Origin of the sequence: Lutimonas vermicola (assembly GCF_038433205.1) — a bacterium.
In the GTDB taxonomy this organism is placed as follows: Bacteria; Bacteroidota; Bacteroidia; order Flavobacteriales; family Flavobacteriaceae; genus Lutimonas; species Lutimonas vermicola.
On sequence record NZ_JBCDNA010000003.1, the window covers coordinates 331,485 to 348,120 of the forward strand.

Genomic DNA, 16,636 nt, shown 5'->3' on the forward strand with positions numbered 1-16,636 from the left:
AGCTTTGATAAAAAGGTTTACCATACAAGTTACAGTCCGAATTTTTATAATTCTGATCTTTTGTGTGCTGTTTTCATTTTTCCTTTTACGAAATATTTGGTTTAGCAGTGCCGGGGTTGGAGTTTTAATCGTACTGCAGGTTTATTTTCTTATTCGATATGTCAATAATACCAATTATTCTTTGGTAAAATTTTTAGATGCCCTTAAAACTGAAGATTATTCTGTCTATTTTTCGCCTTCTAAAAAAGGGGATTCCTTTGTGAAAGTGTATGATGATTTCAATTTGATCATTAAAATATTTAAAAGAAACAAGATTGAAAAGGAGGCTCAATATAAGTACTTCAAATATATTCTGGAACACGTGAATCTTGGCATCATATCGATCAGGAAGGAAGACCTGTTTAAAGAGCATGCCGATTCAGAAATCCTGTTTCTAAACAGGGCTGCCTGTGAAATCCTGAGACAACCTCAACACAAGTATTGGCACAGGATAGCGTCTAATATTCCCTGGTTTGCTCAAGAGGTTAAATCACTGGCTGATGGAGGAAAATCCCTGGTGGATTTTGGAGACGATGTCGAAAGAAAGCAGTTGTCGTTAGAGGTCATGGAAATACAATTACTCAATGCCCCATATCTGATTATCGCTTTTCAAGATATAAGATCTGAAATTGAACAGAAAGAAATGGAGGCCTGGCACAATGTGATTCGGGTACTTGCCCATGAAATGCTCAACTCGTTTACACCTGTAAGCTCTTTGGCCTCGACAATTAAAGGCCTTACAGAATCCGGGAATGGCCAGCCTCTGGCCAGAGAAGCCCTTGAAGATGAAGATATTCAAGACATTAATATGGCTGCGAACACCATCAAGAAACGTTCGGATGGTTTGCTTGTTTTTGTCAAAGACTACAGGACGATTTCTAATGTTCCGGTTCCTAAACTCGAGCCGATAAATGTCAAGAAATTTCTATCAGAGATTCAATTATTGATGTCTGCTCCCGCTCAGGAAGCAGGGGTGAAAATCAAACTCTTACCCATTCCGGCTAATGCTGTGGTCAAGATGGACACCAAACTCATTGAACAGGTGATGATCAATTTGATCAATAACAGCATTCACGCCCTTAATGGAACCCCTGATCCATTGATTAAACTTAGTTGCATAGTAGAACAGGATAAGACCATAATTTTGGTAACAGACAATGGCAAGGGAATTGAAGAAGAAATCATGAATCAGATTTTTATACCTTTTTACACAACCAAAAAGAATGGTTCGGGCATTGGTCTAAGCCTCTCAAAAAACATCCTTAAAAAGCACGGGGGCAATTTACTGGTTAGTTCACAAGTAGGCGTAAGCACTACCTTTTCATTGATTTTTAAGAGTTGATTTTAATATATTTTCAAAGTTAAAGTTTTGATAAAATTCCTTTTCCGGAAAAATTGAACTTGATCATTAATTAGATTTGTGTAAACCTATTACGCAAAAATGAAGTTCAATTTCTTTTTTATAAGTATGTTTTTACTGGTTTCCTGCCAACAGAGAGCCAGTAAAGACCAGGAAATTTTGTCTGCTGAAAACGGCGTGATAGAAGTCTTTGATTTTGAGGAGTTGCAAACATTTTTATCCGATCATTCTGATCAGACCTATGTGGTTAATTTCTGGGCCACCTGGTGCAAGCCCTGTATTGAAGAGTTGCCTTTTTTTGAAGCTGTCCAAGCCACCCATGCCGACAAGGTCAAGGTGATTTTGGTCAGTCTTGATTTTCCGGATAAAATCGAGACTAAACTCATACCCTTTATTAAGAAAAACAACCTGAAGTCGCAGGTGGTTCTTTTGGATGATCCTCATGAGAACGAATGGATCCCCAGGGTTGATTCAAGCTGGACGGGAGCTATTCCGGCGACGCTAATTTTCAATGCATCAAAAAGACGCTTTTACGAGGGGTCTTTTACCGAGGAAGACTTGAAAAACGAACTGCTAAAATTCACTAAAATATAGTATCATGAAAAACAAACATTATTTTTTATTGCTAATGACAATAGCTGTTTCAACAATATTTTCGGTTTTTGCATTTAGCGGAGTGGAAACGGGTATATCTGAGATTATCTTAAGTTATAAAATAGGAGATAAAGCAGAAGATTTTAAACTTAAAAATGTAGACGGGAACATGGTTTCCCTGGCTGATTTTAACGAAGCAAAGGGATTCATCGTGATATTTACCTGTAATACCTGCCCGGTTTCTATGGCAAATGAAGACAGGATCATTGCATTGCATGAGAAGTATGAACCTAAAGGATTTCCGGTAATTGCCATAAATCCAAACAACCCCGAAATTTCATCAGGAGACAGTTATGAATTAATGAAAGTCAGGGCCGAAGAAAAGGGATTTAAATTCCCTTATTTGTTTGATGATGGTCAAAAGGTGTACCCAAAATACGGAGCGTCGAAAACGCCTCATGTCTACGTGTTAAATAGGGAAGGCAAAGAGCTTATTGTGAAATATATTGGCTCGATAGATGACAGTGCAAGAAATGCTAAAGCTGTTAAAACCAAATACGTAGAAAATGCGGTTGACGCCTTGCTCAAAGGAATGCCTGTTGATCCTGACAGTACTAATGCCATAGGTTGTTCCATTAAAAAATAGAAGCTACTCTAAGAATCATCAGGCCCATTATTTTAATGGGCCTGATGTTATATATTCAAGTTATCGAGAATATCATTTTCAACCAAATTAGGCAATGTTACCTTTAAATTGGGAGATCTGTCCATTTCTCTTTTAATGGCAAATAGTGCTTCTTTGTTTCTGGCCCAGCTTCTTCTGGCAATGCCGTTGTTAACATCATAAAACAGCATGGATCGCAGTTGCAGATCAGCTTGGTCGGATCCGTCCAGAACCAGGCCAAAACCGCCGTTGATCACTTCTCCCCATCCAACGCCACCACCATTGTGTATTGAAACCCAGGTGGCACCTCTAAAGCTATCTCCGATTACATTGTGAATAGCCATATCTGCAGTGAATTGGCTTCCATCGTATATATTGCTTGTTTCCCGGTAAGGTGAGTCAGTGCCGCTTACGTCATGATGGTCCCTGCCAAGAACAATTGGGGCTGAAATATAACCTTCGGAGATGGCTTTATTAAAAGCACCTGCTATCTTTGCACGTCCTTCGGCATCAGCATAAAGTATCCTGGCCTGAGACCCTACGACCAGTTTGTTTTGTTTGGCGTTTTTGATCCAGATCATATTATCGTTCATTTGAAGCTGGATCTCTTCAGGGGCCGTTTTTTGCATCCCGGAAAGTACTTCGAGAGCGATCTGGTCAGATTTGTCAAGATCTTCAGGATCTCCTGAAGTACACACCCATCTAAAGGGACCGAAACCATAATCAAAACACATTGGCCCAAGAATATCCTGTACATAGGTTGGGTATCTGAATTCACCTTCTTTTTTGCCTAATACATCTGCTCCCGCCCTTGAAGCTTCAAGTAAAAAGGCATTGCCGTAATCAAAGAAATAGGTACCTTTTGCCGCGTGATTATTTATTGATCTCGCCTGCCTCCTTAAAGATTCCTGGACTTTTTCTTTAAAAAGTTCAGGATCTGAACTAATCAGATCATTGGCTTTTTCAAAACTCAGCCCTACCGGATAATAGCCTCCTGACCATGGATTATGAAGTGAGGTTTGATCAGAACCTACGTGAACAAAAATATCCTCTTTATCGAACCGTTCCCATACATCAACGATATTTCCGTGAAAGGCAATCGATATGACTTCCTGTGCATGTTGCGCTTTCCTCACCCTGTTGACCAGCTCATCCATATCTTTGATCAAAACACTTGCCCAACCCTGCTTATGCCTTTTCATTGCAGCCTTTTCATTAACCTCTGCACAAACCGTTATACAGCCGGTAATATCACCGGCTTTTGGTTGAGCTCCGCTCATACCGCCTAAACCAGAGGTCAAAAAAATCTTTCCTTTAGCATTTTCGCCTTTTTTAAGGATTTTTCTAAAGGCATTCATCAGGGTGATCGTGGTTCCATGGACAATTCCCTGTGGCCCGATATACATAAAGGATCCCGCAGTCATTTGCCCGTACTGGGTAACCCCCAGGGCATTGAATTTTTCCAGATCATCGGGTTTTGAATAATTCGGTACCATCATACCATTGGTCACAATGACCCTTGGAGCTTCTTTACCCGAAGGGAACAGGCCCATGGGATGACCCGAATACATATGCAGGGTCTGTTCGTCGGTCATTTGACTCAGATACTTCATGGTAAGCAGGTATTGTGCCCAGTTTTGAAATACGGCACCATTACCTCCGTAGGTAATCAGTTCTTCAGGGTGCTGGGCAACTGCGGGGTCGAGATTATTCTGAATCATGAGCATAATGGCCGCAGCCTTTCGGCTTTTTGCCGGATAGGCTTCAATGGGCCTGGCGTATATTTTATAAGCCGGCTTAAAGCGATGCATATAGATTCGTCCATATGTCTTTAATTCTTCAAGAAACTCCTCAGCAAGTTCCTTATGCCAGGTTACCGGAAAATAGCGCAGGGCATTTCTGACGGCAAGTTTCTTTTCTTCTTTAGATAGAATATCCTTTCTTTTGGGAGCCCTGTTGGCTCCTTCCGGATAAGTCCTTTTTTCAGGAAGTTGTTCAGGTATGCCCCGGCAGATTTCCTTTTGGAATTGTTGGTTATTTGTGTTAATCATTTTAAACTGATTAATAGGATTCAAATAAATTGTCGTATTCGCTGTAACTTTTGCAATGAAAGGAAGTGGTTGTCAATAATTCCCTATCCTTGATCAATTGTATCGCCTTTTCAATGTCTTTTGAAAAGATCCTGTCTTCTTCGGCAAAGTCAATTCTTTCTCTGATAGTGCTGTGTACGTCATCGAGTACTTCACTTGATTTTAAAGGTTTTCTAAAATCCAGGGCCTGTGCGGCACATAATAATTCAATGGCAAGGATTTTTTCAAGATTGTCAATAACACGCAAGGCCTTTCTGCCACCGATGGATCCCATGCTTACATGATCTTCCTGACCCAGTGAAGTCGGTATGCTGTCGGCACTTGACGGGAAACACAAACCCTTGTTTTCACTTACCAGCGCTGCAGAGGTATATTGCAGGATCATAAAACCGGAATTCAATCCTGTATCCTCCATAAGCAACCTGGGCGTACCCTCATATTTTCCTTCCAATGAAAGGTAGGTACGACGGTCTGAGATACTTCCGATTTCAGCCGCAGCTAAACAGGCATAATCCAAAGGAAGTGCCAGGGGTTGTCCGTGAAAACTTCCCCCACTTATGATGAGTTCATCAGAGATGATTACAGGATTATCTGTGACCGAATTGAGTTCGACTTCAACACTTTCTTTTAAATGAAGCCAGGCGCTTCTTGAGCTTCCGTGAACCTGAGGCATACACCTTAGTGAATAAGGATCCTGAACCTTTCCGCAAAAGAGATGAGATTTACCTATTTCGGAACCCTGAAGAAATTCATTGATCCTTTTTGCCACATGGATATTTCCCTTAAATGGCCTGGTTTGATGAAGCGAATCATGAAAAGGCATTTGTGAACCCATAAGCCCTTCTATCATAAGACTTCCGATAAGGTCTGCATGTGAGAGGCAATTGTACAATTTGTCTACACATGATACGGCATGAGCCAGAATAAATTGAGTTCCGTTAATCAGGGCCAAACCGGCTTTGGGATGTAAAGTAAGAGGTTTCAAACCTTCTGTTTCCAAGACTTTTTTCGTCTTTTTGATCTTGTTTTTATAAAACACTTTTCCCTCGCCAATAAGTGGCAGAAAAAGATGTGATAAGGGGGCAAGATCCCCTGAGGCACCAACCGAACCTTGCTCCGGAACTATGGGAATGATATCATTCTCAATATGCCACTGAATTCGTTCGAGCACAGCGATGGATATACCGGAGTACCCTTGTGCCAAAGAGTGCAATTTTAAAATCATCATGAGTTTGGCCAGGTCTTTTTCAATGGGAGCACCGACGCCAACAGAATGACTCAAAAGGATTTTCCTTTGCAGCTCAGTGGTGTCATTTTTTGAAATAATGGTATCACAGAGAGGGCCAAAACCCGTATTGATCCCGTATACGGCCTGATCTTTTAATGCTGTCTTTAAAACGACTTCATGAGATGCTTTAATTCTTTCTGCTGCCTCATTTGAAATAATGGCCTTCAACTCTCCCTTTAGTATGGAAATTACCTGTGAGACTGTGAGATGATCTAATCCGTATTTGAACATTTCTTAGCTATTTGATACTATCAAATTTACGATTATATTTGATGCTTTGTAATACCATTATAATCAATAATCAATAACTATGAGTTATCAAATAGAAATAAGACACCTCAGATATTTTCTAGCCGTTGCGGAGGAACTTCATTTTAGAAAGGCTGCAGAAAAGTTATATATTTCCCAGCCAGGTTTGAGCCGTCAGATTAAGCAAATGGAAGCTGAACTCGGCCTGGTGCTCTTTGAAAGAACCAATAAAAAAGTTGTTTTGACTAAAGCCGGAAACTACTTAAAAGACGAAGTGACCATGCTGCTGAAGAATTTGAATGACACTTTTGACCATGCACAGTTGATTCAGGAAGGAATGGAAGGTCACATTAGTATTGGTTATGTGGGTTCGGCTATGCAAAATGTAATTCCGGAACTTCTTTTAAAAATTCAGGAAGACCACCCAAAAGTTCACTATTCATTAAGAGAAATGGAGAATCCTGATCAGGTTAGGGCCCTTGTGCAAGGCGAGATCGACCTGGCTTTTGTCAGATTGGATAAAGTACCAAAAGGATTGGAGATTCGGCCGGTTTTCGAAGACACTTTTTCTTTGGTGCTTCCAAGTGACCATCCCATAGATAAGGAAAACTTTCAGGGCTTAAAAAGTCTTGAAGAAGATGCATTTATTCTATTCGATCAATCTTACAGCCCTACTTATTATGAACAGGTAATGCGAATATTTGAACAAAGCGGGTTTCATCCTATTATTTCGCATAACACGGTGCATGCAAGTACAATTTTTAGATTGGTAGAAAACAATTTGGGGATATCAATAGTTCCCAGTTCTTTGGGGCTCGGTTTTAACATGAAAATAAAGCTCATAGAGCTTGATAAAATCCCTCAAAAGACTGTTTTATCGGTGGCCTGGAATCCATTGAACAGGAACCCTATTTTAGAAAAAATATTATCAAAAGCATCTCCGGGTTAAGTGAGGTTCATAGTTCGAATGGATCGAGCCGAAAAGGCAAGAGTGCAGTTGTATTGAATTTTCACAATATATTCAGGATCATTCTTTATATATCGATCTTTCTGTTAGTAATAATATGATATGTTTAGTAAATTCGTCCAAAAATATAAAACATGGAAAGCAACAAACCCACTTTGGTAATTTTAGCTGCGGGTATCGGCAGCAGATATGGAGGATTAAAACAACTGGACACCTTTACTCCTGAAGGTGATACAATCATAGATTTTTCGATCTATGACGCACTTGAGGCGGGGTTTGGAAAATTTGTTTTTATTATTCGAAAAAGCATTGAAGAGGAATTCAGGGCGGAGATCGATAAAAAGCTTCAAGGAAAAGCCGAAGTAGCCTATGTTTTTCAAGAGATTGATAAAGTACCGGGAAAATATAAAAACCCTCAAAGGGAAAAACCCTGGGGAACAGGTCATGCCATGCTGATGGCCAAAGATGAGGTACAGGAAAATTTTGCCATCATCAATGCTGATGACTTTTATGGAAGAGATGCCTTTGTGGCTATGGCGAAGTATTTGAAGTCTATAGACAAGAATTCCTTTGACTTTAGCATGATGGCATATTTGCTTAAAAATACGGTTTCTGATCACGGATTTGTCAGTAGGGGAGAATGTGAGGTTGATGATAAAGGGTTTCTCAGCCATATCGTAGAAAGGACCCATATTGAAAAGACAAAAGAAGGCCTGGTTCGGAAGGACGATGAGGGGAACTTGATTCCTATAGATGAGAACACTGTAGTGTCTATGAATTTTTGGGGTTTTACACCCAGGTGTTTTGAATACACCGAAGCATTGTTCGAGAGTTTTCTGGAAGAGAATAAGGATAATTTAAAAGCAGAATACTTTATTCCTTTGATCGTTAATGGCTATTTGAAAAACGGAACGGCCTCGGTTAAGGTACTCACCTCTGATGCCCGCTGGTTTGGAGTAACCTATAAGGAGGATAAGGAATCGGTTCAAAAGGAAATTCAGGCACTAAAGAAAAAAAATATTTATCCAACTCACCTGTGGTAAGATGAATAAAATTTTAAGAGAGGTATTTGATGTTTTTTTGCCTCAGGAGGAATTTGCTTCTTTCAAGGAAATTACTTCGGGTCACATCAATGATACTTTTCTTGTTACTGCGATTCAAAAGCAGCAATATATTTTTCAAAAGATCAATAAAGGCATCTTTAACGATGTACCGGGCCTTATCATGAATAAGGTGAATATAAGTAAGCATTTACATAAAAAGTTATCTTATTTGACCGAAGAGGAAAGGCAACACAAAGTGTTGACTTTTTTACAAAATTCAAAGGGTGAGAACTTTTACGTTGATCAAAATAGAAATTTTTGGAATGTTACCCTCTTTATTGACAACAGCCAAACATTTGAAACAGTAACTGAGGTTAAGGTTGCCTATGAAGGCGGAAAATTGTTTGGGGAATTTACACGTCTTACCCAAGACTTTGATACAGGAAATTTAGTTGAGGTTATTCCCAGGTTTCACGATATGGCCTTTCGTTTCGGGCAATTCGAAGCCTCTTTGAAAAGGGCCTCTGACGAAAGGCTGCTTAAAGCACAACCATATATTCAGATTGTAAATGACTTAAAGGCAGAAATGCACATTTTACAACATTTAAAAGATCAGGGAAAAATCAAAATCAGGGTGACTCATAATGACACGAAAATATCCAACGCCTTATTCGACATGGAGGGCAAGGGGCTTTGTGTAATCGATACAGACACCATTATGCCCGGGATTATTCACTATGACTTTGGAGACGCCATCAGGACAATATGCAACACCGCTGCTGAAGACGAAAAGGATCTGAAAAAAGTAATGTTTAACAAGGAGTTTTACGAGGCATATACGCAAGGCTTTTTGGAGGAAGTTGGAGACGCTGTATCAGAATTTGAAAGAAATTATTTTCCGCTGGCCGCCAAGACCATGATTTTTATAATGGCGCTGCGTTTTTTAACTGATTATTTAAACAATGATATTTATTATAAGACCAGATACCCCGAACACAACCTCATTCGCTCGATGAATCAATTTAAACTGATTCAAAGTTTTGAGGAGGTGATGGGAAGTTGATTCGAAGTAAGGAATTCTTACTGTTTCAACAATTCCCCCAACTTATTTCTAAACGCCAGCATATCATGTCTCAGGTCAAACAGTTCTTGAATGCTCATACCTTGAAAAACAGTTTTATCCAGTCGTTCGTATTTGAGGTATACATCTAAAGTTTCTCGATCCATAAATTGAATAACGAAAATTTTGATAAAATAGTTTACTTAAAAATTGATTTGGCTTGGTTGAGCCCTAAAAATAAAAATATTTTTTTTATTTCCAAGCTCTTTCGATAGCCTTATTGGATTACTGTCGTGATCCAGATGCGAACCGCTTCTGCAAATAAAAACCCAATGACTCCGTTTCACTACGTGATACGGTATTTTTTAAGATACTTCGGTGTTCAGCGTTCCTTGTTCGACATTCGATATTCAAAAAAAGGGGATTACTAACGTGATCCAGATGCGAACCGCTTCTGAAAACCTGTCCGCCTATGGTGGATAAAATCCCGTTAAGCCTTGACTTTTCTCAATTAACTTTCTGTCGTATTAATTTGCAAAACTTCGAAATTCCTTGTTCGATATTCAATATTCGTCATTCAGGAAAGGAGGGATTACTGGCGTGATCAAGAAGCGAACCGCTTCTGCAAACCCGTCCACCTATGTTGGATAAATCAAGTGACTCCGTTTCACTGTGTGATACGGTCTTTTTGAGACACTTCGATGTTCAGAATTCCTTGTTCGATACCTGCCCGTCCGGCAGGCGGGTTCGATATTCAAAAAGGGATTACTAACGTGATCCAGAAAATAACCGCTTCTGCAAATAAAAACCCAATGACTCCGTTTCACTGCGTGATACGGTCTTTTTGAGACACTTCGATGTTCAGAATTCCTTATTCGATACCTGCCCGTCCGGCAGGCGGGTTCAATATTCAAAAAAGGGGATTACTATCGTGATCCAGATGCGAACCGCTTCTGCAAATAAAAACCCAATGCGATAACTCGCATGGTTTTTTGCTTCCTCTTTAACTTATGAGCAAGCTCAACACAAAGAGAAAGCAAAAAACCCGATGAATTTCAATTCATCGGGTTTTTATTCGATGTGGGTCATACTGGATTCGAACCAGTGACTTCTACCCTGTCAAGGTAACACTCTGAACCAACTGAGTTAATGACCCTTTTTTTTAAATCGAGATGTCAAAACTACAAATTTTTTACATAATGAACCCGGGAAATGAAAGCTACTTTATGATTTTTTGGAGAAAATAAATTTTAATATTCTTCGTGAAGTCGATCAAGAGCAGAATTGATTTTTAATAGAGTTTCAATTTATCGGATAGCCATTTATAAAAAAAACACAGGATGTTTTGATTCGAGGATTTCCAGGTTCTTGTTTTTAGTTTTCCAACATTTTGATCTTCTTTCCATTGTTAATTTTTCTTTGCCACTACATGAAATATTTGCCAATGTTTTGGTTTCCTGAGCTCCGGTGGATCGTCACGTTCTTCTTCTCTCATCATCTCTATTGAAAAGCCTTCCAGTAATTTTAAAACTTCTTTACGTGAGTGGTGAGACCTGTTTGGAAGTGATGCCCAGGTATCCCTGTCTCCGAAGAACTGACCTGCAAACCTGCCTCCGGGACGAATTGATGCAACTATTTTATTCCATAGCACTTCAAAATGTTGTGGTTCGCAAAATGGCAAAGCAAAACTAGCGTTCACCATGTCACATTCAGGAAACTTCATATCACAGAAGTTCACCTCTTTGGTGGTTAATTGGGGTTTCAATTTCTCCGGTACCCTTGCCCACAAATATGAGAATGCTTCAGGGTGATTATCGGTTGCTAATACCCGCCAGTTCCTGCCGAGTAGTTCCAGCGAATCACGTCCTTCACCAGCAGCTAAATCGACCGCAAATCCATTATAAAATTCCTCGTGCTCAAAAGAATCCAGGGCAGCAATCAATGTATCTCTAGCTCCTTTTCCAAGAACCGCATTAAAATACCCCGTCCAGTCTTCTATCTCTGAGAAGTCTTGTGCACCCATGGGGGGCAAGCCGGACTTCTTTGATTTGTCTTGTTCGCACATAAGTTTTTATTATTAATTAGCCAATATTTATTTACTTGGAATTACTATAGAAGGAAGGTACATAAAAATTGCGATCAACAATCAGATTTATTTGTTCTGAATTAACCTCTTTTTCTTGCCAATTTGTTTTAGGATAAAGCCATTGCTCTTTATTGTTAATGAATACTTTCAATGGCATGTCAAATTTTTCAATAGCATTTGTACTTTTGTTATTTATTTTTGAATCAGTTATAATTTTCCTTTAAATAATGGTCAATTTGCCTTATTAAATCCTGAGAACTCTTTAAAGAATATTCAAGCTCTTCTTTGGTTTCGGTAAATAAAATTCTTTTAAAATTACTTATGCCTTGAAATGTGGCTGCAAGATGCCTGTGATCAATATTGTTCCAGATTAGAGAATCAATCAATGCTCCTTGGTCGTGTATTTTCGTCACGCCAAAAGTATAGGTATTTACATAAGAAGTCACTTTCCCCTGATAGTCATTGGTGGTTTTTTCTACCCTATCCATAAGTGAAGCTTTTGTATTGTAAAAATTCTTTATACTGACTTTTAACGAGTCAGATAGATTTTCTATTAATCCGGTTTGATTTAGACTAATGTAAGTATTTGTATTGTAAGGAATTTGAACGACCCAGTTTGGATTAAATTCAAATCTCATTATTTGAATGAGGGTATCAACGGTGGCATTTGGTTTGGCTACTCTGGCTCTCAAGGACTCATTCAAATCATATTGCTCTTTAATGAATGGAAGCCTTTCTCTGATTAATATGGTGTCCTGTATCAAATCGTTACTCAATGCAACTAAAGAATTTTTGATTTTTATTTCTGTCTTGCGATTTTCATTCCAGTTATTTATCTGCAGTGCAATCAGAATTCCAATAACCACAAGAATAATTTCGCCAATCGCATAAATCAGATAGTTGCTGAACCTGCCTGCCGGCGAGGCAGTTTTGTTTTCGGATAATAGTTGTTGTCTTATAGGTCTGAAGAATTTAATCATAGTTTAGCTTCTGTTTTTAGCATTTTTGTGATTTTCAAAGCAAATTCTTTTTGGATAGATAAATCTTCCCAATGAGCTTTAACTGTTTCTTATGGCAGATTCTTCTGTAACAATATAAATATCCATGTATAAAGACATAGAATAGTTTTATTTTTTAATTATCTATAACGGTTTTGTATTTGAAAGTTACTGTTTTGGTTATGTTTTATATACATTACTGACATTTCGCTATTTATTGAAAGAAATATAATTAAGTCAAATATGCATTTTCCTGATGAGTAATTAGTTTTACAGCTCCTTTTATCATATTAATTTTAAGTTTTTCGAATTCACCAATAACTTCACCGTCCAACTGAAGAAGTCTTGGTTGATCAAACAAAATTTCTGCTTCATCTGTACTAATTAATATTCCATTTTGGTTGTCATGAAAACTTTTATCAAATTTTGATAAGCCCATTTTTATTAATGAATTCAAATTGATATTTTCAACTACAATAATTTCAAATATTCCATCCATTGGATTCCCATCCAGGTTTAATGGAACACCGGTTCCATATTTCCTTGAATTGCATATACCTAACATTAAACCATTTTCCAGGTATGTTTTACCATTGGCTTTGATATTGATTTTAAAAGGAGTAAGCTTTTTCAATTCTTCAATAAAGTATTTGGCATATGTCGTCATGCCACGGTTTTTATCTTTGTCATAGGCATCAACAATATTAGCATTTATACCTACATCCCCAATGTGTATCGAATAATACTTTTCATTAACCACAAGCATGTCTAGCCCAGCAAATACTTCCGACATGATGAGATCTTCCAGTGCTTTCGATGGTTCGGGATTCACAGAAAGTTCAGCGGCCATACCATTGGCTGAACCTAATGGAATTATTCCCATGGGGATATCTTTCTTCATTACAGCAATGGCGGTAAATAACGTTGTTCCATCGCCGCCTACAGAAGCAACTTTGTCAGGTCTAAATCTTGATAAAACTTCTTCCAAATGCTTTTCATCATCAGTACCAGTCGTTTTAAATATTTGATAATGGATACCGTACTTTTTACATTTAGATTTTGCTTCTTTAATAAATGGTTCTTTATTTATTCCACCCGAAATAGGGTTAACTATAAACAAAATTTTCATGAGCTTGTATGCTTTAATTTATTAATTTCATTTTGGAAATCCATATTCGTATTATCATTAAAATATACTACAGGAATCCCAAGTAATTCCAATTTGCCCCACATTCTTTTCTGGTATGGTAGAATCTTTCGCTTTGTTTGTCTTATGTATATCTTTAAAATCCTTTTTGGAAATTTCTTTACGACTTCTGAATATACCTCCATATCTTTTTGGCTGTCATCTCCTAATAGGACAAAATTTTTAGTTCCGGTATTATTAAGAATAAAACAGATTTTATCAAGTTTATAATTACGACCTTTTTTAGGATGAAAAAGTTGACTGTACTTTAAATAGGGCGTCAGAATTAGATTCCCTAGTGGCAGTTTATTATGTTTAATAAAGGATGTGAGCAGCGCAAATAAATTACTTTCACTCTTTGAGATATATAAGACAAAAGTATCATGTTTTTCGAATTCTTTTAATAAATTTTGAGTAAAGCCCACAACCTTTCTTTTTTGTGGCGGGGTAAAGATTAGTGCTCTAATACGCTTCATGAGATCTGCAGTATAAGAAATCAAAATAGTGTCGTCAATATCTGATATTACATTGAAAAGGCTTTTAGTATTTTGGAAAATGACTGGATAGGTTTGCAGAATCTTCAATCGCTTATCATTATCGGTAGTTTTAATTATTAGTTCACCTTTATGCAGGTGGTCAATAACAATAGTGAAACTTCCATATTTATCAGTATTTGTATTTATTGTTTTATCATTTGTTGTAATTAAGATTTCTTTATTCGCATAAACACCTATAAAATAGGATTTACATACATTTATTAGATTTCTAAAATTACTTATTTGTGATTCATAATTAAAAGGGGTATCCCTTAAAATGACACCGCTTAGCAATGTCTTTTTATTAAGATGTAAAGCAGATATTTGCCATACAACAGGTATGTTGCTATAGTTATCCAAATCAATATTTTTTATGAAGGCTTCTTCAACTTTTAGATTTTATTATTTATTTTTAAACTCAATCAGTCATATTGTAATCAGAGATCAAGTCTCGATTTATTTCATTTAGTATTTTGTCATTTTTTTTTGGTTTAAGTCCAGCGCACCGTTTGACTCCTTTACTAGCAATGATTGAACTGACCTTTACTTTCTGATTGGCCCTTTAAAGAATTTCTCATTGATTAATGGTTGGTCATCATGAAGAACAATGGTTTTGTAAATGAACGTTACCGTTTTAGGTATATACATTGACAGCAATAGTTATTAGAAATTCATATCCTTGCGCAATTTGATAAAACGCGGATGCTCTAAAAGATCATTCCTGTAAAAAATATCTATATTAAATAAATAGGAACTTGCTTCTTTTTCAGCAATGCTTCTTTCAGCCCAATCCAGAGCTGTTTCCAGCTCTCCTTTTAAATAGTAGACCATGAATACTGCATAGGGATCATCATAGTTGTCAGCATTCACATGTCTGAAAAAATTATCGATTAATTCTTTCTTTTTTTCTTCATTACCGCAAGTGCCGTAATTGAAAATAAATGTACTTTCTATAAGCTCAGATCCCCAGTCTCCCAGTAATTCTCTTGCTTTAATGGCATCAGCCTCAGCTAATTCACATTTGTTTTGAAACATGCGTGAATAACCTCGTTTAACATAACCCCAAATCCAATTAGGGTGTAAAGCCAGGGCTTCACTAAATGCATCTTCTGATTCTTTAAAATTTCCTGCAATCAAATGCACCCAGCCTAAATTATGAAGACTGGAAATTGAAATGGGATCTAAAGCAATGGCTTTATCCGCCATAATTATGGACTCTTTATGTCTTTTCATTGCCCCTAAAAAGGCAGAGTACCTTATGTATGCATTCACATTATAAGGATTAATTTCTAATGATTTTTTATATGAATTTTCTGCACCTTCCCAATTAAAATCGCCATAGAATTTAATGGCTCCATCAACATAATACGCTTCAGATGAGTTGGGATCAAAAGCCAATGCTGTTTGCACTGCAGTCCTGGCCTCATTAAAAATCTCTTCTCGGGTAGCTGTGGAAAACATGGCTTGTATTATTTTTTCATTAGCTATTGCTACATAGGCAGGAGTAAAATTAGGATCGATTTCTATAGCTTTTCTGAAATGTTCAAGTGCATTTTCAGCCTCTTCTTTGGTAGAGCCATAACTTAAGGCTCTCCCCTTCATGAAGTGGGATTTTGCTTTTGGGTTTATTGCTTTATCATTTTGGAAATTACCATCTTTTCTTCTTAAAGAACTTGGCAAGCTATTGAGTAACGATGTAACAATATTTTCTTCTAATTCAATTACATTCTCGTTGTCATAAAACACTTTTTCTCCCCAGATTTGAACATTATCATTCACATTGATGAGTTGGCAGTTCACAACCAATTGATTATTTAAGTTTTCAACTCTTCCGGTTAGTAATAGGTCAGCATCTAATTTTTTTCTAACTCCCGAAGAGTTTCTGTCAGCATCATCCAGAATAAAAGTCGAATTTCTTGATAAAACTTTTAAATTAGTCATTAATGAAAGCCTATTGATTAAATTTTCGGGGATACCATCAGAAAGATATATAAGGGAAGAATCTGTGGATTTATTTTCAAAAGGTAAGACCGCTAATCTATTGGATGAATCGCCAATACTTGCATCAGAAGCTCCATTCACGGTTGGCGTGTTTTTCCAATAATATCCTCCGCAAAATAAGGTTATGGCGAGCACAATTCCATAAGACATTATTTCTTTATATGTAAATTTCTGAATGCCCTTTTCCCCATGATTCCAGTTCCACATGACTGAAACAAAAAAACCGCCAATTAAAAGAATAAGGGAAAAAGTCAATAGCTTTGGGTTAAGCTCATAATTGTTTATAAAAAATTCCACGGCTTGAATAATAACAAACGCGGCAGCCGGATAAGCCAATAAAGATCTCCAGATTTGACGTTTCTTAATATTTTTAAGCTGGTTTTCCATAAACGTGGTTGATTCTTTTAATCTAATGTTTTATTTTTAGTTATGGCTAAGGTGTCGTATGGTCAGTTGATTATTAAAGCACCTAATT

The 16,636-nt window shown here is 37.4% G+C and carries 14 protein-coding genes and 1 tRNA gene; 6 read left to right on the forward strand and 9 right to left on the reverse strand.

The features are described 5' to 3' along the window. The first annotated feature begins 64 nt into the window (after positions 1–64). The 3 genes from AABB81_RS13475 to AABB81_RS13485 all read left to right on the forward strand — a co-directional run bounded on the left by AABB81_RS13475 (position 65) and on the right by AABB81_RS13485 (position 2,639). Positions 65–1,381 carry a sensor histidine kinase gene (locus AABB81_RS13475; protein ID WP_342161079.1) on the forward strand — a complete coding sequence of 439 codons (1,317 nt, stop codon included), beginning with the start codon at positions 65–67 and terminating at the stop codon, positions 1,379–1,381. A gap of 99 nt (positions 1,382–1,480) precedes the next feature. Then, positions 1,481–1,993, forward strand: coding sequence for a TlpA disulfide reductase family protein (locus AABB81_RS13480; RefSeq protein ID WP_342161080.1), 513 nt, complete (start codon positions 1,481–1,483; stop codon positions 1,991–1,993). A gap of 4 nt (positions 1,994–1,997) precedes the next feature. Then, entirely contained in the window at positions 1,998–2,639 is a 642-nt protein-coding gene (locus tag AABB81_RS13485; protein ID WP_342161081.1) for a thioredoxin family protein, read from the forward strand. Between the two features lie 47 nt (positions 2,640–2,686). On the opposite strand, the gene AABB81_RS13490 is transcribed toward AABB81_RS13485, so the two are convergent. Both AABB81_RS13490 and hutH read right to left on the reverse strand, forming a co-directional pair. Beyond that, positions 2,687–4,708 carry a urocanate hydratase gene (locus AABB81_RS13490; RefSeq protein WP_342161082.1) on the reverse strand — a complete coding sequence of 674 codons (2,022 nt, stop codon included), beginning with the start codon at positions 4,706–4,708 and terminating at the stop codon, positions 2,687–2,689. A gap of 10 nt (positions 4,709–4,718) precedes the next feature. Continuing rightward, positions 4,719–6,266, reverse strand: a complete 1,548-nt coding sequence (gene hutH, locus AABB81_RS13495) for a histidine ammonia-lyase (RefSeq protein ID WP_342161083.1) — start codon at positions 6,264–6,266, stop codon at positions 4,719–4,721. 79 nt (positions 6,267–6,345) lie between these two features. Here hutH and AABB81_RS13500 point away from each other — a divergent pair, with 79 nt between their 5' ends. The 3 genes from AABB81_RS13500 (at position 6,346) to AABB81_RS13510 (ending at position 9,357) form a co-directional block, all read left to right on the forward strand. After that, positions 6,346–7,233, forward strand: coding sequence for a LysR substrate-binding domain-containing protein (locus tag AABB81_RS13500; RefSeq protein WP_342161084.1), 888 nt, complete (start codon positions 6,346–6,348; stop codon positions 7,231–7,233). Between the two features lie 152 nt (positions 7,234–7,385). Continuing rightward, the gene (locus tag AABB81_RS13505; RefSeq protein ID WP_342161085.1) at positions 7,386–8,294 is read left to right on the forward strand and encodes a nucleotidyltransferase family protein; all 909 of its coding nucleotides are present in this window, start codon (positions 7,386–7,388) and stop codon (positions 8,292–8,294) included. A gap of 1 nt (position 8,295) precedes the next feature. Beyond that, on the forward strand, positions 8,296–9,357 hold the full coding sequence (locus AABB81_RS13510; RefSeq protein ID WP_342161086.1) for a phosphotransferase enzyme family protein: 1,062 nt from the start codon (positions 8,296–8,298) through the stop codon (positions 9,355–9,357). Positions 9,358–9,374: 17 nt separating this feature from the next. On the opposite strand, the gene AABB81_RS13515 is transcribed toward AABB81_RS13510, so the two are convergent. The 7 genes from AABB81_RS13515 to AABB81_RS13545 all read right to left on the reverse strand — a co-directional run bounded on the left by AABB81_RS13515 (position 9,375) and on the right by AABB81_RS13545 (position 16,548). Next, the gene (locus AABB81_RS13515) at positions 9,375–9,521 is read right to left on the reverse strand and encodes a hypothetical protein (RefSeq protein WP_342161087.1); all 147 of its coding nucleotides are present in this window, start codon (positions 9,519–9,521) and stop codon (positions 9,375–9,377) included. 914 nt (positions 9,522–10,435) lie between these two features. Continuing rightward, a tRNA-Val gene (locus AABB81_RS13520) sits at positions 10,436–10,510 on the reverse strand. Between the two features lie 252 nt (positions 10,511–10,762). Next, a complete protein-coding gene (locus AABB81_RS13525; RefSeq protein WP_342161088.1) occupies positions 10,763–11,419 on the reverse strand; it encodes a class I SAM-dependent methyltransferase in 657 nt (218 codons plus the stop codon). Positions 11,420–11,643: 224 nt separating this feature from the next. Continuing rightward, complete coding sequence (locus tag AABB81_RS13530; protein ID WP_342161089.1) at positions 11,644–12,420, reverse strand: DUF6090 family protein; 777 nt, start codon at positions 12,418–12,420, stop codon at positions 11,644–11,646. A gap of 250 nt (positions 12,421–12,670) precedes the next feature. Next, positions 12,671–13,567, reverse strand: coding sequence for a diacylglycerol/lipid kinase family protein (locus tag AABB81_RS13535; RefSeq protein WP_342161090.1), 897 nt, complete (start codon positions 13,565–13,567; stop codon positions 12,671–12,673). Then, positions 13,564–14,520, reverse strand: coding sequence for a phosphatase domain-containing protein (locus AABB81_RS13540; RefSeq protein ID WP_342161091.1), 957 nt, complete (start codon positions 14,518–14,520; stop codon positions 13,564–13,566). Before AABB81_RS13540 ends, AABB81_RS13535 begins: the two co-directional genes overlap by 4 nt. Positions 14,521–14,823: 303 nt before the next feature. Then, positions 14,824–16,548 (reverse strand): tetratricopeptide repeat protein, encoded by a 1,725-nt coding sequence (locus tag AABB81_RS13545; RefSeq protein ID WP_342161092.1) that lies wholly within the window; start codon positions 16,546–16,548, stop codon positions 14,824–14,826. Between the last annotated feature and the right edge of the window lie 88 nt (positions 16,549–16,636).